Origin of the sequence: Xanthomonas citri pv. citri, assembly GCF_000961215.1 — a bacterium.
Taxonomy (GTDB): domain Bacteria; phylum Pseudomonadota; class Gammaproteobacteria; order Xanthomonadales; family Xanthomonadaceae; genus Xanthomonas; species Xanthomonas cissicola.
This window is the reverse complement of record NZ_CP008998.1, coordinates 3,544,296-3,563,813: the sequence shown is the minus strand read 5'-3', so window position 1 is coordinate 3,563,813 and position 19,518 is coordinate 3,544,296. Positions and strand designations below refer to the sequence as shown.

The window sequence follows — 19,518 nt, the reverse complement described above, 5'->3', positions numbered from 1 at the left end:
ACGCGCTTGCGTGCCGCGTCTATTGCGGGTGCAACGGCCGCTTACGTCGCTTACGTCGCGTGGGAATGCGCTGGCGGCGCACCCACTCACAGGTTCCAGGAATACACGATGCCTCAGACCCCATCCATCGGCGATATCCAGCAGCTGTTGCACGTGATGGCGCGTCTGCGCGATCGCGAACACGGCTGTCCCTGGGATGTGCAGCAGACCTTCGCCAGCATCGCGCCCTACACCATCGAAGAAGCCTACGAGGTGGCCGATGCGATCGATCGCAACGACCTGGCTGGCCTGCGCGACGAGTTGGGCGACCTGTTGCTGCAGGTGGTCTTCCATTCGCAAATGGCGGCCGAGCAGGGGGCGTTTACATTCGCCGACGTGGTCGCCACGCTTCGCGACAAGCTCATACGCCGCCACCCGCATGTGTTCGCCGCGCAACCGGCGGCCGATGCGCAGGCGGTGAGCGCCAACTGGGAGCAGATCAAGCGCGAAGAACGTCGTGCTGCCGGCAACCAAGACGACTCCGCACTTGCCGGCATCGCGCGCGGGCTGCCCGAATGGCAGCGCTCCACCAAACTGCAGTCGCGTGCGGCGCGCGTGGGTTTCGATTGGCCCGGCCCGGCGCCGGTGCTGGAAAAACTGCAGGAAGAAATCGAAGAGTTGCGCGTGGAATTCGCACGCGGCCCGGTGGCCGACAATCAGGCCCGGCTGGAAGACGAACTGGGCGATGTGTTGTTCGTCTGCGCCAATCTGGCGCGCCATGCCAAGGTGGATGTCGGCGCCGCGTTGCGGCACGCCAACCTGAAATTCGAACGTCGCTTTCGTGCGATGGAAGCGCAGGCGCGTACTGCCGGCACCTCGTTGAACGCGTTGTCGCTGGGCGAGCAGGAAGCGTTGTGGCAACAGGCCAAGCGTGAGGAGCGCAGCGGCGATGTGCGGGTCGTCGACAGTCCGGCCATCGACGGTTCCGCGGGCGATGCATCGGCCTTGCACGCCCCGGTGTCCCACGCGCCGCCCGTGGACAGCCCTGTCAGCAGTCACCCGTCCGTTGGCGGTGAGGTTTTCCGCAGCGCAATGGGGTATCAAACCGGCGTCGATGGCCCCGATTCCGAAACGCCGCGCCCCGCATGACGATCGCGCCGACCACGCTGCTGTTGTTCGCCGCGACGGCGCTCGCCGAGTTGGTGGGTTGCTACCTTCCTTATCTCTGGCTGCGCAAAGGTGGCAGCGTGTGGTTGCTGCTGCCCACTGCGCTGAGCCTCGCCGTCTTCGTCTGGCTGTTGAGCTTGCATCCGGAAGCGAGCGGTCGCGTGTACGCGGCCTATGGCGGCGTCTACATCGCCAGCGCGCTGTTGTGGCTGTGGTGGGTGGACGGCGTGACGCCGACGCGCTGGGATCTGCTCGGCGCCGCCTGTTGCCTGCTCGGCATGGCGGTCATCATGTTCTCGCCGCGTAGCGCCTGACCGCGTTTGCAGGAGCGCGCTTGTTGGCTGTCTTACGACAGCCGCCGGGTGCGGCTGCGCCCGGGCCTGCTCCGCACGTGGCCGGTGTAAGCCGCCGGGAGCGCCGAGGCATACTCACGCAGGGATAGATCCACTACCTGCAAGGGGCCGCACCTGTTTCCGACTTCATGTCTCGCCGCGACGTCCAGCCGCCGCGCGACCTGATCGATTCGATGGCGGGGCAGATGAAGGCCGAGCGCAGAGCGTGCGCAGATCCTCGAAGCCGAAGGCTCGCGTCAATCGGAAATCTTGCGCTCCGATGGCGAGACGCAGGCCGCCGTGCTCGAGGCCGAAGGCCGCAAGGAAGCCGCCTTCCGCGATGCCGAGCGCGCCAACGTCTGGCCGAGGCCGAGGCACGCGCGATGCAGATGGTGTCCGACGCCATCGCCAACGGCAGCGTGCAGGCGATCAACTGTTTCGTCGCACGGAAGTATGTGGAAGCATTCAAGGCGCTGGCCACCGCGCCCAACCAGAAATTCGTGCTGATGCCGATGGAATCCAGCGGCATCATCGGTTCGATCGCCGGCATTGCCGAGCTGGCCAAGCAGGCGGCCGGCAAAACCGACGCGCCCATGCGCGTCCCGCCGATGCCGCCGCGCGCGGGAGACTGAGCCATGCGCTGGGACGTGGCGGTCTGGGGCAGTGCTGGCGCTGCTGCTGATTGCGGCCCAGACCCTGGTGCGTGTGCGTTCCTGCTGTGGATGGGGATCGCTGCCGCAGCGGTGTGCTTATTGGTGCCGGTGTTGCCGGACATCGCGTTGCTGTGGCAGATCGTGGCGCTTGTGCTGCTCAGCTTCGTCTTGGTGCAGGTGTATCGCACCTGGTTTCGCGGCAAGGGCTCCCAGAGCGATCGCCCGCTACTCGATCGGCGTGCCGAGCAGTTGATCGGCCGTTGCGTGCCGCTCGATCAGGCCATCCACGATGGTCGCGTCCGCGCCAAGGTCGATGATGCGTTCTGGGTGGTGGCCGGCCCGGACCTGCCTGCTGGCACTTCGGCACGCCGGTGCGCATCGTCGGCGTCGATGGCATGACCTTGCTGGTGCAGCCGGGCGCTTGATGTACGCGGGCAGGGCATGCAGTGCGGTGCCCGCCTGAGCATTGTTGCAGCGCGGCGTAGCGTCGCGCTGCGTTACTGCCCGCAGGCAGCGCAACCACACAGCGGCGTGTCTGCCGTTCCCCCAAGCGTGACAGGATGGCGATAATGGCCGTCTTTCCTCGGAACGGCGCACATGACCCAGAAGACCATCCTCAACGACACCCATCGTGCGCTTGGCGCCAAGATGGTCGACTTCGGCGGCTGGGACATGCCGATCCACTACGGCTCGCAACTGGACGAGCACCACCAGGTGCGTCGCGACGCCGGCATGTTCGACGTCAGCCACATGACGGTGGTCGACCTGCACGGCGCGCGGGTGCGCGAGTTTCTGCGCTACCTGCTCGCCAACTCGGTGGACAAGCTCAAGGTCTCCGGCAAGGCGCTGTACACCTGCATGCTCAATCCGCAGGGTGGGGTGATCGACGACCTCATCGTCTATTACATGACAGAAGACTTCTTCCGTCTGGTGGTCAACGCCGCCACCCGCGAAAAGGACCTGCAGTGGATCGGCGAGCAGGCCGCGCGCTTCGACGTGCGCGTCGAAGAGCGCAGCGACTTCGCCATGATTGCCGTGCAAGGTCCCAGCGCGCGTACCAAGGTCATCGACCTGCTCGACCCTGCCGACACTGCAGCGGCGAGCAAGCTCGGCCGGTTCGCCGCGCTGCAGACGCGTTCGCGCGATGGCATCGAGTTGTTCCTTGCGCGCACCGGCTACACCGGCGAAGACGGTTTCGAAATCGTGTTGCCGCAGCAGGCCGCCGTCGCATTCTGGAATGCGTTGCTCGCGCAGGGCGTCAAACCGGCCGGCCTGGGCGCACGCGACACCCTGCGTCTGGAAGCGGGCATGAATCTTTACGGGCAGGACATGGACGATGGCGTCACCCCTTACGAGGCAGGGCTGGCCTGGACGATCGCCCTGGACGAAGGACGCGACTTCATCGGTCGCAGCGTGCTCGAATCGCAAAAGGCGCAGGGCGCACCGCGTCAGCTGATCGGTGTGGTGATGGACGAGAAGGGCGTGTTACGGCATGGCCAGACCGTGCTCACCGCCAACGGCGAAGGCGAGATCCTGTCCGGCACGTTCTCGCCGACGCTGGGCAAGGCGATCGCCTTCGCGCGCGTGCCGGCCGGCAGCATCGAGCAGCTGCGCGTGGACATCCGCGGCAAACAGGTGCCGTTGAGAGCGGTGAAGTTTCCGTTCGTGCGCGATGGCCAGGCACAGCCCGGCGTGCTCGGCGACTGAATCGTGTAGCGCCATGTATGCCGCGCGCGGCGCTGCGCCCGCGTCCGGATCGCCATCGCCACACCGCCGTGCGTGCACCTGTCTTGTCGCGCGGTCTAAACTAGCCACCTGTCCCCAACCATCATCTTTCCCGGAGCACACCCATGAGCGAGATCCCTGGCGACCTCAAGTTCCTCAAATCCCACGAGTGGGCCCGCGTCGAGAGCAACGGTCGCGTGACCGTCGGCATTTCCGACCACGCGCAGGGCTTGCTGGGTGACCTGGTTTACGTCGAATTGCCAGGTGTCGGCGACACCGTGCAGGTCGGCAACGGCGCTGCGGTGGTGGAATCGGTCAAGGCCGCCTCCGACGTCTACAGCCCGGTCAGCGGCACCGTCGTCGAGGTCAACAGCGCGTTGAGCGACAAGCCGGAAACCATCAACGAAGACGCCTACGGCGAAGGCTGGATCTTCGTCGTCGAGATCGACGACAAGGAACAGCTCAACGACCTGTTGGACCCGGACGACTATGCCGAGCTGCTCGAAGACGACGATCACTGATCAGGTGTCGTTGACGCCGGCATCCGATGGCCGCTCATAGAGCGGCCATTTTTTTGAGCACGCCTTCTGTCGGTGACGCGTATCTTGGTGCAGCGATGCCGCGCAAGCCGCCAGCGAAATCGGAGAAAGGGGAACGTCGGTCGGGGATCGCGATGCCGCTGGTGCATGTCGATGCGGTACGTCGACAGCAACGGTCCGACGCGCGTCCACTGCTCGCCCACCTGCACTGCGCCGGATTTCTGACGTGAGTCGTTCGTGAGGGTTTGGCGTGCGCCCGGTGAAAAAATTTTGTGCATGTCGCCTTGCTCGATCATCCGTCAGTGCACGCGATGGATGCCGCAGTCGGTGCGCGCGGCTGCATGCATGACGCTCCAGGCGCTCGATAAGTTTGCGCATTTCTGCTCATGCGACGTCGGAAGTGCAGCCGTTGGATAAAAAATTTTCAGCTGGCGGACAGGCGGCAAGCCATGCCGTCGCATCGGCTTCGCTGCCGTGCGGACGAAGTGTTCGGGCAGGCGTGCAAGCGCACGACTTAAAAAAAACAGCGGAAAAGAAGTGCTTTTTCGAAAACGCTGTTGGGCGAGCGCGCTTCTCGGTTGGACGGGTACGCCCGCGCGCGGGGCGATTCGCTGGCGCGGACATGGCGCGCAGCGACGGTGGGTGGAAAAAAAATTGCAAAAGAGTGTTGACAGTAAAAAAAAGCGTGATTAGGTTTCGCCCAGCAGACATTGCTGCGGAAGAGAGTGAGCAGAATCGACATCACGCCGACAAGCTTGTTCCGGATGTCCACCGAAGCGCTAACCACGGTGGAGTCGGGTCCGCTTCTCTCCAAGAAAGCAGTTGTCGTTCCGACTACGCACCCGTGTCGCCGTTCGATGCGGGTGTTTCTGTATCCGTTCCGTCGCGCATCATCTGCGGACGGTCCCGACGACGGCATGCCGTCGCGGGGTTTGGTTCAACTGGGCGTTTCACCTCCATAGTTCACTGACGAGGAGCCAATTACATGGCCACTGCAAAAGCTGCGAAAAAGAAACCCACTGCCAAAAAGGCAGTGAAGAAGACTGCCGCCAAGAAGGCAGTCAAGAAGGTCGCCAAAAAGGCGACCGCCAAGAAGGCAGTAAAGAAGACTGCTGCCAAGAAGGCCGTCAAGAAGACGGCAAAGAAGGCAACCGCCAAGAAGGCAGTAAAGAAGACTGCGAAGAAGGCAACCAAGAAGACGGCCGCCAAGAAGGCAGTGAAGAAGACTGCAAAGAAGGCGACCAAGAAGACTGCCGCCAAGAAGACGGCCAAGAAAGCCGTCAAGAAGACCGCCAAAAAGGCAGTAGCGAAGAAGGCGACCAAGAAGTCCGCCACCAAGAAGACCGCTACCAAGAAGCCTGCCGTGAAGAAGGTCGCCAAGAAGAAGCCGGCCGTTCGCAAGAAGAAGGCCGCTCCGGTCGCGCTGCCCGCAACCCCGGCACCGCTGATCTGATCTTGTAATACCCGATCGCCGTAAACATCGAGCTCTCTCCCCGACGCCCAGCGGGGAGGGAGCTTTTTTATGTGCCTGGCGCTGGCGCTGGCGCGGTCGGTGCGAGGCTGCGCGTTGCCAGTCCGCAAACGGCGTAGGTGTTGCCGGCCGAGCAACGTCGCTCATTTCAAGTTTGCGGCATTGTGCCGCCAGGCGCGCATGCTGCAGATGTCGCCGCGGGATCATTCTGACTTTGCCCGCCAACTTGGACAGTTGTCGATGCCTTCGCACGATGGCTCGAGGGCAGACAGCACGACAGCACGACAGCACGCCGCCGCTGCCTGACCTGAGGGCGTGCCGGAAATGCAGCAGGTCGGAAGGCAGAGACCTTTGGGAGACCCGAGCCGCGAGACTCCAGAGCCGGCCGCCGGTGCTTCCACTTCGGGACACCGAACAGATCGGCTCAGCCGCAACGTTGGTGGCAAGGGGTGTTTACGGCAGCCAGACAATGCCGGCGTATTGCGCATCCACGGCCTTGCTCTTGCGCGCCCGGCAGTCATGCCTTCGCTAGCCGAGCAACGCGCGTCGGAGACACCGAAACAACGAAGGCGGCCGAAGCCGCCTTTGCCGACGTCACCGACACGAGGTCAGTGCACGACGTCCACTCAGCGCGGCGAGGCCACCGACTTGCCGGAAGACGCACCCTTGCCAGCCGGGTCGGGTTTTTCTGCCAGCATGTTCTCGCTGCCGAAGTCGCCGTCCACGTCGATGTCCAGCCAGCGCTTGGCCGGCAGGCCGAGCGCGCGATCCAGGATGGTCGGCAGCATGCCCGAGGGCAGGCCGCTTTCGCCGTTCCACAGGATCGCAACACCCAGGTCGCGCTCCGGCAGCAGTGCGACCAAACCGCGATAACCTTGCACCGCGCCGGCATGGAACACCACTTGATGGCCGGCGTAATCGAACACGCGCCAGCCCAGCGCATAGCTGGCCGCGTCCACGCGCTCGTGGCGCCAGCCCGAACGCATTTCGCCCGGCGTGGAGATCAACGGCGCGTGCAGCGTCGCCAACAGCGGCGCAGGCAGCACATCGGTGCGATGGCCGGTGTGCGCGAGCAGCCACTGCGCCATATCGCTGGCGCTGGCGTTGACGCCCGCAGCGGGCGCCAGACGGTAGTAGGTGGGCTTGGGCGTCAGCGAGACCCAGCCATTGCGGCTGCGCACATGCGGACGTGCCCAGTGCGGGCTTGCCTGGATACCGGCCAGCCCCATGCTGGCGTCGTTCATGCCCAGCGGCTTGAAGATGCGGCGCTCTACCGATTGCTCGTAGAAGCTGCCCGATGCGGCGAACACCACATCGCCAACCAGGCTGAAGGCGACGTTTTGATACGCGTAGCAATCGCCCGGTGCGCAACGCAGCGGCGCAGCCGCCAGCTTATGGCTGAGCGAGTAGTAGTCGACGTTGGATTCGATATCGCGGTCGTAGGCGTTGCGGGTCAGGCCGACGCGATGGCTGAGCACTTCGGCCACGGTGAGTTGACGGGTGGCCGCGTTGTCGCTGAGCTGGAAGCCCGGCACATAGTCGACCACCTTGCTGTCCCAGCGCAGCACGCCATCGTTGACCAGCAGGCCGGCCATGGTGCCGGCGAAGGCTTTGGAAAGCGAGGCCAGGCGAAACACCGTGTGGCCATCGACCGGCTGCGGATGATTGACATCGGTGACGCCATAGCCGCGCGCGCTGAGCACCTTGCCGCCCTGCACGATGGCCATCGCCATCCCGGGCACCCGGTTGCCGTAGGTCAGCTGGTCGGCCATCGATTCGAATGCCGCCACATCGAAACCGGCAGCAGGTGCCAACACCTGGTTGGCCGGCAGCGAGGTGCGATAGGGCAGCGGTGCGGTGGGCGACTGAGCCACAGTGGCCGCCTGCAACGCAGCGGCGGTGGGCGCGGGTGTCTGCGCGGTGGATGAGAGGGCCAGGGGCAATAACGCCCCGAACAGCCCGATAGCCAACGGTCGGAACCGTCGGCGCGTGCGCATTTCTGTCATGGTTGTCCCGCCTGTTCCGCTGCCTCCGGCGATTCTAGCGCCGCGCTTTGCAATAGCACAAACTGCCGGAAGATGAATGGGCATCGCATTGATCCTATTGATGATTTTAGATTCAGCATTCGAGTATTCCGGTGCCGCCGACGCGTTGCCACGCTTTGGTGCAATACGAGTAGCAAGCAGCGTGCCGACGCGGAGGGCACCCGGGCCGCAGTGTCCTGCGACTGGTCGCTGGTGGCGCTGCCTCGCATCGGCTAACTTGCGCGCTTCTTTCACAGGTGCTGCCGTTGCCATGTTTTTTCTGTCGGGCCCGCTTGTGCGAGCGGCCGTTACCTCATGACCAGCCCCTTTGCGCCGCGATCTGCGGCTGGCCGTTTGCGCGCGGCAATGCGTAGCTCGCCGCCACTGGCGTGGTCGTTTCTTTACTTCTTTTGTCTGCTCAGCGGTTACTACGTGTTGCGTCCGGTGCGCGAAGCGATGGGTGCCTCGGCCGATGTAGAGGCACTCTTTCCCACTGGCATGATCGCGTTCTTCGCCGCGCACGGTGTGCCGCTGAAGGACTTCACGCTGCAGGTGCTGTTTACCTGCACCTTCCTGATCATGGTGCTGCTGCAACCGGTCTACGGCGCTCTGGTCAGCCGTTATCCGCGGCGGGTGTTCCTGCCGGGGGTGTACGGCTTCTTCATCGCGACCCTGCTGCTGTTCTATGTGCTGTTCGACAGCGGCGTGCCGGGCCGTGGCATGGCGTTCTTTTTGTGGGTGACCGTCTTCAACCTGTTTGCGGTGGCGGTGTTCTGGAGTTTCATGGCCGATGTCTTCAGCAATGCCCAAGCGCGTAGTTACTACGGCTATATCGGCGCGGCAGGCACGCTGGGCGCGTTTCTGGGCCCGGTCCTGACGCGCGTACTGGTCGAACGTATCGGCATCGCGCATCTGATGTTGGTGTCGGCCGGGTTTTTGGCGGTCTGCGTGGTTTGCGTGCTGCGCCTGCGGCTGTGGGCCGTTGCGCGCGAACAGGAGGGCCAACTCAGTTCTGGCGAAGTGCCAATGGGCGGCGATGTACTCGGCGGCCTCAAGCTGATCGTGCGTGAACCGCTGTTGCGCTGGCTGGCCTTCATGGTGTTGTTCGGCGTGGGCGTGGGGACCTTGCTCTACAACGAGCAGGCGGCGCTGGTGCGGCGGCTTTACACCGATGCAGCGGCGGCCACCGCCTATTACTCCAGCATCGACCTGGCGATCAATGCGCTGGCGCTGGTGCTGCAGCTGCTGGTGACGCGCGCGTTGCTGTCGCGCTTTGGCATCGCGCCGGCGTTGTTGATCCCGGGCGTTGCAATCATGCTGGGCTACGCGGCTTTGGCGGCGTCGCCGTTGCCGATGATGATTGCGATCGTGCAGGTGATTACCCGCTCCAGCGAATTCGCACTGGCCAAGCCTGCGCGCGAAACGCTGTACACGCGGGTAAATCGCGAGTGGCGCTACAAGGCTGGCGCCGCCATCGACACGGTGGTCTATCGCGGTGGCGATCTCACCTTCGTTTGGGTGCACAAGCTGGTCTCCGCGTTCGGCTCCAGCGCGGTGTTCGGCGTCGGCCTGCTCGTGGCGACCGGCATGACGGTCGGCGCGTTCGGCCTGTTGCGCCAAGCGCGCAAGCTACCCGCCGAGCGCGACGTGGAGACGGACAAGCGCGTTTCCGAGTAAGCACCGCCACAGCACACGTGGCAGATGCAGCTTGGCGCTTGGCATCGACCACGCAGACGGACTGCTTCTCACTCTGGCAGCGCCAGAAGCGCACTCACCAGCTCGGTAGTGCAGGTGTGCCGAACAGAGCGACCGCAATCGCGGCTATGCTGGCGGCACCATTTGTCGAGGCGGTCTGCCATGTCCCTGTTCGCCATCGTTGCCGGCGTGTGCATCGCACTGCTGCACGTCTACATCCTGGTATTGGAAATGGTGCTGTGGACGCATCCGCTGGGCTTGAAGACCTTCCGCAATAGCCTTGAGAGGGCGCAGGCCACCCGCGTGCTGGCGGCCAACCAGGGGCTCTACAACGGCTTCCTTGCCGCGGGCCTGCTCTGGGGCGCACTGGCCGCTCGCCCCGACGTGCTGAGCTTCTTCCTGGTCTGCGTGGTTGTGGCAGGTTGCTACGGCGCCTACAGCGTCAATCGCCGCATCTTCTTCGTGCAGGCGCTGCCGGCGCTGATCGCCTTGGCGCTGGTGTGGTTGCCGTTCTGATCCAGCTGCGGCAGCTGTTCGCTGCACGCAGGTTCGCCGCACGCAGGAGTGGGGCATGGCTGCGATGCGCTCTTGTTCTGTAGCCTCAGCGCCTGGCTATTGCCAGCGTGTGACGTGCGCGACTCTGCCACGCGTTCGCCCCTGGCACGTGCTCATTCGATAGCCGGCCAACAGATTGCGCCGCCGGTGCATGCGTTCTGCCGCGAAGACCGCAGCCGATGAAGCTGCGGGCAGCATGCTGGTGACAAGACCCCATCTCCACAAACAACCACGGCGGGCCGAAGCCCGCCGTGGTCTATTCTCGCCCCAGCTTATGCCTTACGCGGCTTCGCGTGGCTGTTGCACCTGCGGCTTGTCGTAGAAGCTGGCCGCACGCAATTCATGCGGATCGAAGTCGTCCACGGTGATGGTGTCCATCATGATCTCGCGCAGCTCCTCCAGCAGTTTGCGCTCTTCCATGCTGATCACGCCTTCGGCCACGGCTTCGTCCAGCTGCGCCGGGAAATCCAGCGCTTCGATGCCCTTGGTCTTGAGCGCCTTCAGGAACTTGCGCTCCACCGGTTCGGCCATCACCGCCTTGGTCAGGTAGCTGGCGATACGGCCGCCCGGATTGTTGGCGCACGGCGTCAGGAACACGCCCTTGGCCAGACGGTCGCGCGCCTCGTTGGGCGTCATCAACAGCGAAGCCACGCGATGGCCGAGGCGATCGCCAGGCGCTTCGGCGCGACGGCCCAACGGGAAGATCAGCACCCACATCAACCAGCCCACCGGGCGGATCGGGAAGTTGCGCAGCGCCGCCGACAGCGCGGTTTCGATCTTGTGCACGCTGTCGTGGAAGGCCCAGGCCAGCAGCGGCTGGTCGCTCGCCGGTGCGCCCTCGTCGTGATAACGCTTGAGGATCGCGCTGGTCATGTAGATATGGCTCAGCACATCGCCCAAGCGACCGGACAGCGATTCCTTGAACTTCAACTTGCCGCCCAGCATCAGCATCGACACGTCGGCCATCAAGGCCAGGTTGGCCGAATAGCGATCCAGCTTGCGGAAGAACCGACGGGTATACGCATCGCCCGGCGCCGCACCGAGACGCGCACCGGTCAGGCCGAACCAGAACGAGCGCACCGCGTTGGAAATGCCGAAGCGGATATGACCGAACAGGCTCTGGTCGAACTGCTCCAGACCACGACGGGTATCGGGATCCTGCGCGGCCTGCATTTCCTTCAACACCCACGGATGGCACAGGATGGCGCCCTGGCCGAAGATCAGCAGGCTGCGGGTCATGATGTTGGCGCCTTCCACGGTCACGCCGATCGGCGCGGCCTGCCAGGCGCGGCCGGCGAAGTTGCGGGGCCCCAGGATGATGCCCTTGCCGCCGATCACGTCCATCATGTCGCTGACCACTTCGCGGCCCATGGTGGTGCAGTGGTACTTGGCAATCGCCGAGGGCACCGACGGCACATCGCCGCGATCCACCGCCGCGGCCGTGGCCTGCGACAGCGCACTGATCGCATAGGCCTTGCCGCCGATACGGGCCAGCGCTTCTTCCACGCCCTCGAAACGGCCGACCGACAGGCCGAATTGCTTGCGGATACGCGCATACGCACCGGTGACCACCGCTGCGGCCTTGCTGCCGCCGCTGGCGGTGGAGGGCAGGGTGATCGAACGGCCAACAGCCAGACACTCGTTGAGCATGTTCCAGCCCTTGCCGACCATCTCCACGCCACCGATCAGCTGGCTCAGCGGGATGAACACCTCTTCGCCATGGATCGGGCCGTTCTGGAACGGCGAATTCAACGGGAAATGGCGGCGGCCGATTTCCACGCCCGGGGTTTCGCGCGGCAGCAGCGCCAGGGTGATGCCGATGTCCTTCTTGTCGCCAATCAGACCATCCGGATCGTAGGCGCGGAACGCCAGGCCGATCAGCGAGGCGACCGGTGCCAGGGTGATGTAGCGCTTGTCGAAGGTGAGCTTGACGCCCAGCACGTTGGCGCCATTCCACTCGCCCTTGCAAACGATGCCGTAATCCGGAATCGAGGTGGCATCGGAGCCGGCGAACGGACCGGTCAGGCCGAAGCACGGCACTTCCGCACCGACCGCCAGCCGCGGCAGGTAGTAGTCCTTCTGTTCGGGGGTACCGTAATGCAGCAGCAGCTCACCGGGGCCGAGCGAGTTGGGCACGCCGACGGTGGAGCTGACCACGCTGGAGATCGAAGACAGCTTCTGGATCACCTTGTGGTGCGCCAGCGCGCTGAAACCCAGGCCGCCATACTGCTTGGGAATGATCATGCCGAAGAACTTGTTCTTCTTGATGAAGTCCCACAGCTCCGGCGGCAGGTCGGCGTGGACGTGGGTGATTTCCCAGTCGTTGATCATCTTGCATAGCTCTTCCACCGGGCCATCCAGGAAGGCCTGCTCCTCGGCGGTGAGTTGCGGCTTGGGATAGTTCAACAGCTTCTGCCAATCCGGATCGCCGGTGAACAGCTCTCCTTCGAAACCGACCGAGCCGGTTTCCAGTGCGATGCGCTCGGTCTGCGACAGCGGCGGCAGCACCTTGCGGAAGAAGCCCATCAGTGGCGTGGTCAGCAGCGGCTTGCGCAGGAACGGCAGCAGCACTGGTGCGGAGATCAGCACCACCAGCGCGGCGGCCACGATGGTGGCGGTGAGATTGGCACCCAGCAGCCAGCACGCCACCAGCACACAGGCGCTGATCGCAACCCACGTGGCAAGGCGCATCCGGTGATAGGCAGCGATACCCGCCGCCAGGATGACGAGGAGGAACGGTGCAATGATGCTCATGGTCTTGCTCCAGTGACATGCTCGGTAGTGTTGGACGCTGCGATGGTGCAAGCCGCCGGCAGTGCGTCCAGATAATGCAACACGGTGGCGGTAAACGTGGTGTTGTCGTCGCCTGCCAGCATGTGCGTGGCATGGGGCAGATGCACATGCTGCGCATGCGGCGCGATGGAGAGGAATTCGGCGATGTTGGCTGGCGTCACCAGATCGCTGCGTCCGCCGCTGATGAGCAGCATCGGGCAACGCGCCTGTGCTGCCGCCTCCAGCAATGCATGCTGCTGGAGTTGGGCATCCTGGCCGGCCAGTTCGTCGACCAGGCGTGGATCCCAGTGCCAGCGCCAACGCCCATCGGCACGCTGCCGCAGCAATGCCTGCAGTTGGCCCGGCGTCTTGCGCGGCCGATGCGGCAGGTAGACGGCAATCGCATCGGCAGCCGCATCCAGCGATACAAAACCGTCCGGATGCGCGGTCATGAAGCGCAGGATGCGCTCCACACCCGTGGTATCCCAGCGTGGTGTGATGTCGACCAGCACGATGGCACGAAACAGGCCCGGCCACCGCGCTTCGGCCAGTAGCCCGAACAAGCCCCCCATCGACGCAGCAACCAGCACTGGCGGCTCGGGCTGCTCGCCGGCCAGCACGATCAGATCGTCGGTGAACTGCGTTGCCGAGTAGGGAAGGCCCACCGCATTGGCGCTGGAATCGCCATGCCCGCGCGCGTCGTACGACAAGGTGCGGTAGCCCCTGTCAGCCAGCGTCGTGGCGGTCGCTTCCCAGGCATGTCGGGTCTGTCCAAAGCCATGCGCGAATACTACCGACGGCGCGTGTTCGCTACCCCGCATCGACACCGCGAGCACTGCATCGCCAGCGTTGACGCTGGACACGGACGCAGCGGAGGCAAGGCTAGCGGGCGAGATGACCATACTTAATGGTATGGATGCACGATGACTGCTGTCAATACTCAATCGTATGGACGGTTAGGCCACGGAATCATGGCGCTGATATGTCAATTTCGTGATGCATACTGCAACTGACACAAGCGTATGGTTAAATCGCGGCATGAACGACACCATCGACTCCAGCCTCACCACGCCCCGCGCCAGTTCCGGTCGCGGCAATCGCCTCAGCGCGGACGATTGGGCACAGGCCGCGCTCGACCTGATCGCCGAACAAGGGGTGGGCGCGGTTGCAGTCGAGCCACTGGCGCGCCGGCTCGGCGTCACCAAAGGCAGCTTTTACTGGCACTTCCCCTCGCGCGATGCCCTGCTGCAGGCCGCCCTCGAGCGCTGGGAAATCTTCGAGCAAAAGGAAGTGTTCGGTAGCCTGGAAGACGTGCCCGACCCCAGCGCCCGCTTGCGCGCCTTGTTCCAGCTGGTTGCCCACGAAGTCAAACCGCACGTCATCTACAGCGAACTACTCAAGGCACTCGATCACCCGGCCGTACGCCCGGTCATCGACCGCGTTTCGCAACGTCGCCTCGATTACCTCATCGCCTCGTTCCGCCAGGCCGGCCTTACCCGTACCGATGCCCAGCACCGCGCCCGCCTGGCCTACGCCGCCTACGTCGGCTTCCTGCAACTCTCACTGCAATTGCAACAGCCCAAGCCGGCCCGGGAAGATTTCGAAGCCTACGTCGAGCATGTGATCCAGACGTTGATTCCGGGGTGAGCAGAGTTGTTGTAAAGAGCGTGCTGAAACGACAACTGATGCAAGCGATTTTGAAGATAAGTCAGGCGTATTGATCCTCTATATGTTGCGTAGGTCGCCGTCTTGGATCGATTGGCCAGGCGCCCCTCCTGTTGCTCGGGTTCGCGTATTTTCCAAAAGTCGCGAAAGGCAGTGCTGCGTATCTAATTACTGCTAATAGTTATGTTAAAGCGTGCTCCAAATACTACAGCCTCACATTGCTCTTTCCTCGGATGAGCACTCTCCAAAGGTGATGCATGACTGAAGCGGTTGAGTTGTATAAAGCTGGAGCGGCGGCGCTGGTGCGGCGTGACTTCGATCAGGCTCAGGTTTTCTTCTCAAGGGCATCTCAACTTGATCCTGGTTCTGCCGAGAACGTGATAGGGCTTTCACTTACGGCTTCCGCTCTGGGGGCGCATAGGCTTGCCAAAAGTCACGCGCTGTCGGCGACATCGTTGAGGGTTGATGGTGGCTCAGTTGCCGTGAATGTTGCTAGGCGCCTGAGCTACTTCAATGAGTATAGTGCGTTGGTCGAATTTGTAGAGAATCGCCTCGCAGAGAATCCCTTGTCGCCCATCCAGTTGGCGGAGATAGCGGTCCTGCTTAGTGGTATCGGCGACCAAGACAATGCAATGCGGTTGGTTGATCAAGCGCTTCTCGCCGATCCTAAGCACGTGCCGTCCATCTATTTCAAAGGGAATTTGCTTTCCTTCATGGGCGACGCAAAGGGAGCGGAGCTTGCGTACGAGCATGCGCTGAGCATTGATGGGGGGTATTTGCAGGCATCTTGGATGTTGTCAGGACTCAGGCTGCAGACGGCGCAGAGCAATCACATAGATCGTCTGCGTTCCCAGCTCGTTCGCTGCAGGGCTGGAAGTCTTGGTGAGGCGTATCTCCGGTATGCCTTGCACAAGGAGTTACACGATTTGACAGAGTATAAGCTCGCATGGGCTGAGCTTGAGCGCGCCAACCAGGTGATGCGCTCGCTTGTAAATTACCGCGAGAGCGAATCTGCAATGCTCATTGATGAGCTGCTGAGAAAATTCTCCGAGCGGAGTTTGAAAGTGCGGTCAGTGGTCGAGCAGGATTGCCTTCCCATTTTTGTTGTAGGTCTACATAGAAGCGGTACAACATTATTGGAAAGGATGCTTTCGGGACATGCCGAGTTGGCTGCAGCCGGGGAAACATATTCGTTTCCCGAGCAGCTTCGTCACGTTGTGGATCACTATGCACGTGACGCTGTAGATCTAACCATCGCCCAAAAATTTTCCGATAGTCATCTTGATGCCATTGCAACCGGCTATCGACGAACAGTGCCTTGGATGGCGAAGGGGAGCCGCGGATATGTTGAGAAATTGCCGGCAAATTTCTTGAACGTACCAATGATCGCGAAATGTTTGCCCTCTGCCAAAATTATCTGCATCGAGCGAGACCCGATGGATGTGTGTTTCTCGAACTTGAGGCTGCTCTTTTCGGGGGTGGCCAATTATTCTTATCGACAGGATGAGCTTGCCCGGTTTCATTGCCGCTATCAGGCGCTAGTGAAGCATTGGGACCTCATCGCAAGCGACGTCTTCATGCGGATTAGATATTCAGATCTGGTTGCTGAGCCTGAAGCGACCCTTCGACACGTCATGGAGTTTTGTGGAATGACCTTTCAGTCGGGGATGCTGGACGTTGGGATCGGCAAGCAGGCGGTGTCAACTGCCAGCGTCGCGTCGGTACGGGCCGGTATTTCGCCGGATCGAGGTGGCGTGTGGCGGAACTATTCTTCTTGGCTAGAGCCGCTCAGGTCCATTGTCGCCGAAGGCTAAAAGTTAGACAAAAAAAACAGCCCCAAACGGGGCTGTTTTTCTTGGGGCGGTTTCTCTTAGAACTTCTGACGGTACTGCATGTACAGGAAACGCCCCGGCACTTCATATTGAGGATCGAAGCTGTTGGCAAACGTCGTGTACGAAACCGGGGGATTACGATCAAACGCGTTGTTCAAACCGAGCGTGATGCGTGCATTCCACGGTGCGGACCAGTAGAACGACACGTCGTTGTAAACGGTGGCGCCTATACGGTTGTAGGAACGGTCCGAATCGTCGGCATTAAAGTTGCTGCAGAGCTGCCCGAAGCCATAGTCGTTGTCGGAGAAGGGGCAGGGTTCGTCTTGCTTTGAGAAGTAACGAACCAGCCACGTGGCACCGAAATCACCAAGCTCCCAACGGGTCATCAGATTGGAACGGATGCGCCAGTTGTTGTTGCGGTCGAAGTATTCGCCAACGAGGTTATTCCCGTCGTTGTTGTCCTCGTACTTTGCAAAATACGTGGTATCCCAATTGAACGACAGGCTGCCCCAGGCTTGAGCGGGCAGGCGGTAGTTCAAGGTCATGTCATAGCCCTCGACAACCGTAGAGCCAATATTCAGGCCCGCCGAGAGGAGATCAGCGATGGAACCATCAGCAGCGCGTGTGAAGAGGCCACACGCCTGCGCAACGCCGTCACGGACGCAGTCGTCCAAAATCCGCTGCCCGCTGAACGAAGTTACGGTGTTCTCAAGTTTGATCTGCCACCAGTCCAGCGACACGTCGAAGCCTTCAAAGAAACTTGGGCTCCAAACTAGGCCGAGGGTCTTGCTGGTCGATGTTTCCGGCTGCAAGTTGGGGTTGCCGCCCGTACTGATGCGGATTTGTGCGTTGCCCTGATCGTAACCGCCGGCAGGGACGCCCTGTGCTGTGCAGCGCGCGCGCTGAGTAGCATTCAGCCCAGCATAGCCGCCACCGAAAGTGGTCGAGCATGGGTCACTGATTTGCTCGAACGAGTCTGCAACGCCAGCGTACAGTTCATTGATCGATGGAGCACGGAAACCCTGTGCCCAGTTGCCACGTACCAACAAGTCTTCGATGGGCTTCCATTTGAAGCCGAACTTGCTGTTGGTCGTGTCACCGAAAGTGTTGTAGTCCGAGTATCGGCTAGCGATATCAAATTCCAACGTGCGGGCACCCGGCAGATCCTTGAGCAATGGGATCGAGATTTCCAGGTAGGCTTCGTCGAGCGAGTAGCTGCCCGAGGTTGGGGTGCGTGCATTGCCTGTGGTGTTGCCGGAGGCGATCAGTGCATCCGGGGAGTCGTAGCCGCTCTCGGTACGGTGCTCCACGCCTGCGGCAAACGCCAACATGCCGCCTGGCAGATCGACGATATCACCAGAGAAATTGGCGAAGTACTGCTTCATCTTGTACTGATACTCGTCGTGTGCAACGAAGCTGCTGTAGCTCAGCATTTCCGGTGTGATCGAGCCTTCGCCGCCCAGCAGGTTCAACGGTACGCAGCCAGTGATGACTGAGGCAGCCGTTCCGCAACGCGCGACCCCGCCCGCATCAATAAACGAGGGGCCGAGCGCATTGCGCAGTGCCAGAACGTTAAACAAACCGGTTGTGGTGTCGTTCTGGTCGTTGCGGCCGTAGCTCATGCCGGCATCCCACGAGAAGTAGCGATCGCCAACTTCGAAGCTACCTTCTAGTGCACCAACGAATCCAAAGGTATCGACATTCTGCTTGAAGCTACGTCCGCCGGTTTCTTGCGCGCGGCGTTGGACACGCGAGACATCTCTACCGAACGGGTTATAAACGCTGTTGGCCGAGATGGAGACCGTCTGCGCTTGCACACCCGCGCCGGGACCGGTGCCCAGAACGATCGGCATGGCAGCGAGCAACTGCTCTGACTGGCGATTGTTATAGGTCGCCTGCGTTGTGAAGCGCACCTTGTCGGTGATGTCGAAGCTGGCTTGGCCGAAGATCGACTTGCGTTCCTGCGGAGTTACCAGGTAATTGTCCGGCGCAAAATTGTATACATCGTCCGCGCCAGTACCCCAGTTACGCCAGTTTGCCGGAGTTGAGCCGGCATCATAGCCAAACTGGCCGGTCGTGCCGTTCGGGCGGGTCTGAGTTCCGGAGCACGCGCCAGGAGAAAAGGTGCCATTGCAAAGCGCAAAGCGACCGTTCGGGCTGGTGGTACTGCCGAAAGCCGTGCCCGTTTTGTAAATCGGAACGGCCGAGATTTCACGATCGCCCGCCGACACCGGCTCTTCCTTCACATAAGCAGCACCGAACAACGTGCGGAAGCGCTCACCTGAGCTGCCGATCGTGATGTCATAGCTTTCGCGAGAACCATCGCCCTGGCTGTACTGTCCAAAATAAGCATTCGCTTCGGCGCCATCGAAGTCCTTGCGCAGGATGATGTTGACTACACCAGCAATCGCATCGGACCCATAAATGGACGACGCACCGTCCTTCAAGACCTCAACGCGCTCGATTGCCGCGGTTGGAATGGTATTCAGGTCGGTAGCCCCGCCCAGGCCCGTGCCGGCGACCCAGCGACGGCCATTCACCAAGACAAGAGTGCGATTCGAGCCAAGGTTACGTAGGCTCACGCGGGTCTCGCCATTGCCGCCGTTGTTGTACGTCGAATTCAAAGCAGAACCATTCGCAGTCAGGTTCTGCAGCACGTCACCAATCGAGGTCAAGCCCTGCGCTTGAATGTCCTCGCGAGACATGCTGAAGACCGGCTGTGAGCTCTCTACGTCGGCGCGCTTAATACGCGAACCCGTCACCTCGATCTTGTCGAGATTCGTAGTGCCGGCTTCCTGGGCGATGGCGGTGCCGGTACCGCCCACACCCACGACGAGCGCGAGGACAACTGCATCGCGCAGCTTGTTGGACTTGCAATTCATTAGCTCTCTCTCCAAGTGATCTTGGGTACTGCCAAGGGTTGTTTTGCCTGCCGGGGGTTCCGAAAAAAGCGGATCCAAAACGTCAGGGTGAACCGATGGTATATGCGTTGCGAGAGAAATTAAAGTCCCGTTAACGAAAAAGAAGAGGGTTGTGAAAGTGGCAGCCTGGCGCTCAATCTGCAACGAAAAACGCCACCGGCTGTGGGGCGGTGGCGTCTAGATAAATG

Annotated in this window: 14 protein-coding genes and 2 pseudogenes; 10 read left to right on the top strand and 6 right to left on the bottom strand. The window is 62.0% G+C overall.

Going from position 1 to position 19,518, the window contains the following annotated elements:
- Window positions 1–108 precede the first annotated feature (108 nt).
- The 6 genes and pseudogenes from mazG to gcvH all read left to right on the top strand — a co-directional run bounded on the left by mazG (window position 109) and on the right by gcvH (window position 4,377).
- On the top strand, window positions 109–1,128 hold the full coding sequence (gene mazG, locus AMD14_RS15965) for a nucleoside triphosphate pyrophosphohydrolase (protein ID WP_003482425.1): 1,020 nt from the start codon (window positions 109–111) through the stop codon (window positions 1,126–1,128).
- Window positions 1,125–1,460 carry a YnfA family protein gene (locus AMD14_RS15960; RefSeq protein WP_008572067.1) on the top strand — a complete coding sequence of 112 codons (336 nt, stop codon included), beginning with the start codon at window positions 1,125–1,127 and terminating at the stop codon, window positions 1,458–1,460. Before mazG ends, AMD14_RS15960 begins: the two co-directional genes overlap by 4 nt.
- Before the next feature lie 176 nt (window positions 1,461–1,636).
- Window positions 1,637–2,110 (top strand): annotated as a pseudogene (locus AMD14_RS25365) (SPFH domain-containing protein); the annotation flags it as partial.
- A gap of 3 nt (window positions 2,111–2,113) precedes the next feature.
- Window positions 2,114–2,556, top strand: a pseudogene (locus tag AMD14_RS15950) (NfeD family protein).
- A 172-nt stretch (window positions 2,557–2,728) separates the two neighbouring features.
- Window positions 2,729–3,838, top strand: a complete 1,110-nt coding sequence (gcvT, locus tag AMD14_RS15945) for a glycine cleavage system aminomethyltransferase GcvT (RefSeq protein ID WP_003482420.1) — start codon at window positions 2,729–2,731, stop codon at window positions 3,836–3,838.
- A 143-nt stretch (window positions 3,839–3,981) separates the two neighbouring features.
- Entirely contained in the window at window positions 3,982–4,377 is a 396-nt protein-coding gene (gene gcvH / locus AMD14_RS15940; RefSeq protein ID WP_003482419.1) for a glycine cleavage system protein GcvH, read from the top strand.
- Here the strand turns inward: gcvH and AMD14_RS24735 are convergent.
- The 3 genes from AMD14_RS24735 to AMD14_RS15930 form a co-directional block, all read right to left on the bottom strand.
- Window positions 4,371–4,691: a hypothetical protein gene (locus tag AMD14_RS24735; protein WP_124632088.1), complete on the bottom strand. Its 321-nt coding sequence runs from the start codon at window positions 4,689–4,691 to the stop codon at window positions 4,371–4,373. The two genes, gcvH and AMD14_RS24735, sit on opposite strands and share 7 nt — an antisense overlap.
- A gap of 685 nt (window positions 4,692–5,376) precedes the next feature.
- Window positions 5,377–5,796, bottom strand: coding sequence for a hypothetical protein (locus AMD14_RS25580; RefSeq protein WP_016849236.1), 420 nt, complete (start codon window positions 5,794–5,796; stop codon window positions 5,377–5,379).
- Between the two features lie 696 nt (window positions 5,797–6,492).
- Complete coding sequence (locus AMD14_RS15930) at window positions 6,493–7,872, bottom strand: serine hydrolase domain-containing protein (protein WP_033482242.1); 1,380 nt, start codon at window positions 7,870–7,872, stop codon at window positions 6,493–6,495.
- Between the two features lie 333 nt (window positions 7,873–8,205).
- Between AMD14_RS15930 and AMD14_RS15925 the strand changes: the two genes are divergently transcribed.
- Together AMD14_RS15925 and AMD14_RS15920 are read left to right on the top strand one after the other, a co-directional pair.
- On the top strand, window positions 8,206–9,567 hold the full coding sequence (locus AMD14_RS15925; protein ID WP_011052008.1) for an NTP/NDP exchange transporter: 1,362 nt from the start codon (window positions 8,206–8,208) through the stop codon (window positions 9,565–9,567).
- Between the two features lie 180 nt (window positions 9,568–9,747).
- Complete coding sequence (locus AMD14_RS15920) at window positions 9,748–10,101, top strand: DUF1304 domain-containing protein (RefSeq protein ID WP_011052007.1); 354 nt, start codon at window positions 9,748–9,750, stop codon at window positions 10,099–10,101.
- Window positions 10,102–10,419: 318 nt separating this feature from the next.
- On the opposite strand, the gene AMD14_RS15915 is transcribed toward AMD14_RS15920, so the two are convergent.
- Together AMD14_RS15915 and AMD14_RS15910 are read right to left on the bottom strand one after the other, a co-directional pair.
- Window positions 10,420–12,894 (bottom strand): acyl-CoA dehydrogenase, encoded by a 2,475-nt coding sequence (locus tag AMD14_RS15915; RefSeq protein ID WP_005919044.1) that lies wholly within the window; start codon window positions 12,892–12,894, stop codon window positions 10,420–10,422.
- Window positions 12,891–13,814: an alpha/beta fold hydrolase gene (locus tag AMD14_RS15910; RefSeq protein WP_015463469.1), complete on the bottom strand. Its 924-nt coding sequence runs from the start codon at window positions 13,812–13,814 to the stop codon at window positions 12,891–12,893. Before AMD14_RS15910 ends, AMD14_RS15915 begins: the two co-directional genes overlap by 4 nt.
- Before the next feature lie 136 nt (window positions 13,815–13,950).
- On the opposite strand from AMD14_RS15910, the gene AMD14_RS15905 reads away from it, so the two are divergent.
- Window positions 13,951–14,559 (top strand): TetR/AcrR family transcriptional regulator, encoded by a 609-nt coding sequence (locus AMD14_RS15905; RefSeq protein WP_003482399.1) that lies wholly within the window; start codon window positions 13,951–13,953, stop codon window positions 14,557–14,559.
- 275 nt (window positions 14,560–14,834) lie between these two features.
- Window positions 14,835–16,391, top strand: coding sequence for a tetratricopeptide repeat-containing sulfotransferase family protein (locus AMD14_RS15900; protein WP_011052005.1), 1,557 nt, complete (start codon window positions 14,835–14,837; stop codon window positions 16,389–16,391).
- 56 nt (window positions 16,392–16,447) lie between these two features.
- Here AMD14_RS15900 and AMD14_RS15895 read toward each other — a convergent pair whose 3' ends face one another.
- Entirely contained in the window at window positions 16,448–19,291 is a 2,844-nt protein-coding gene (locus tag AMD14_RS15895) for a TonB-dependent receptor plug domain-containing protein (protein WP_005916938.1), read from the bottom strand.
- Window positions 19,292–19,518: the final 227 nt, after the last annotated feature.

Excerpts from the sequence above, each read along its gene's own strand:
- mazG (WP_003482425.1), top strand. The coding sequence starts at position 109 with ATGCCTCAGACCCCATCCATCGGCGATATCCAGCAGCTGTTGCACGTG.
- AMD14_RS15960 (WP_008572067.1), top strand. The coding sequence starts at position 1,125 with ATGACGATCGCGCCGACCACGCTGCTGTTGTTCGCCGCGACGGCGCTC.
- gcvT (WP_003482420.1), top strand. The coding sequence starts at position 2,729 with ATGACCCAGAAGACCATCCTCAACGACACCCATCGTGCGCTTGGCGCC.
- gcvH (WP_003482419.1), top strand. The coding sequence starts at position 3,982 with ATGAGCGAGATCCCTGGCGACCTCAAGTTCCTCAAATCCCACGAGTGG.
- AMD14_RS24735 (WP_124632088.1), bottom strand. The coding sequence starts at position 4,691 with ATGATCGAGCAAGGCGACATGCACAAAATTTTTTCACCGGGCGCACGC.
- AMD14_RS15930 (WP_033482242.1), bottom strand. The coding sequence starts at position 7,872 with ATGACAGAAATGCGCACGCGCCGACGGTTCCGACCGTTGGCTATCGGG.
- AMD14_RS15925 (WP_011052008.1), top strand. The coding sequence starts at position 8,206 with ATGACCAGCCCCTTTGCGCCGCGATCTGCGGCTGGCCGTTTGCGCGCG.
- AMD14_RS15920 (WP_011052007.1), top strand. The coding sequence starts at position 9,748 with ATGTCCCTGTTCGCCATCGTTGCCGGCGTGTGCATCGCACTGCTGCAC.
- AMD14_RS15915 (WP_005919044.1), bottom strand. The coding sequence starts at position 12,894 with ATGAGCATCATTGCACCGTTCCTCCTCGTCATCCTGGCGGCGGGTATC.
- AMD14_RS15910 (WP_015463469.1), bottom strand. The coding sequence starts at position 13,814 with ATGGTCATCTCGCCCGCTAGCCTTGCCTCCGCTGCGTCCGTGTCCAGC.
- AMD14_RS15905 (WP_003482399.1), top strand. The coding sequence starts at position 13,951 with ATGAACGACACCATCGACTCCAGCCTCACCACGCCCCGCGCCAGTTCC.
- AMD14_RS15900 (WP_011052005.1), top strand. The coding sequence starts at position 14,835 with ATGACTGAAGCGGTTGAGTTGTATAAAGCTGGAGCGGCGGCGCTGGTG.
- AMD14_RS15895 (WP_005916938.1), bottom strand. The coding sequence starts at position 19,291 with ATGAATTGCAAGTCCAACAAGCTGCGCGATGCAGTTGTCCTCGCGCTC.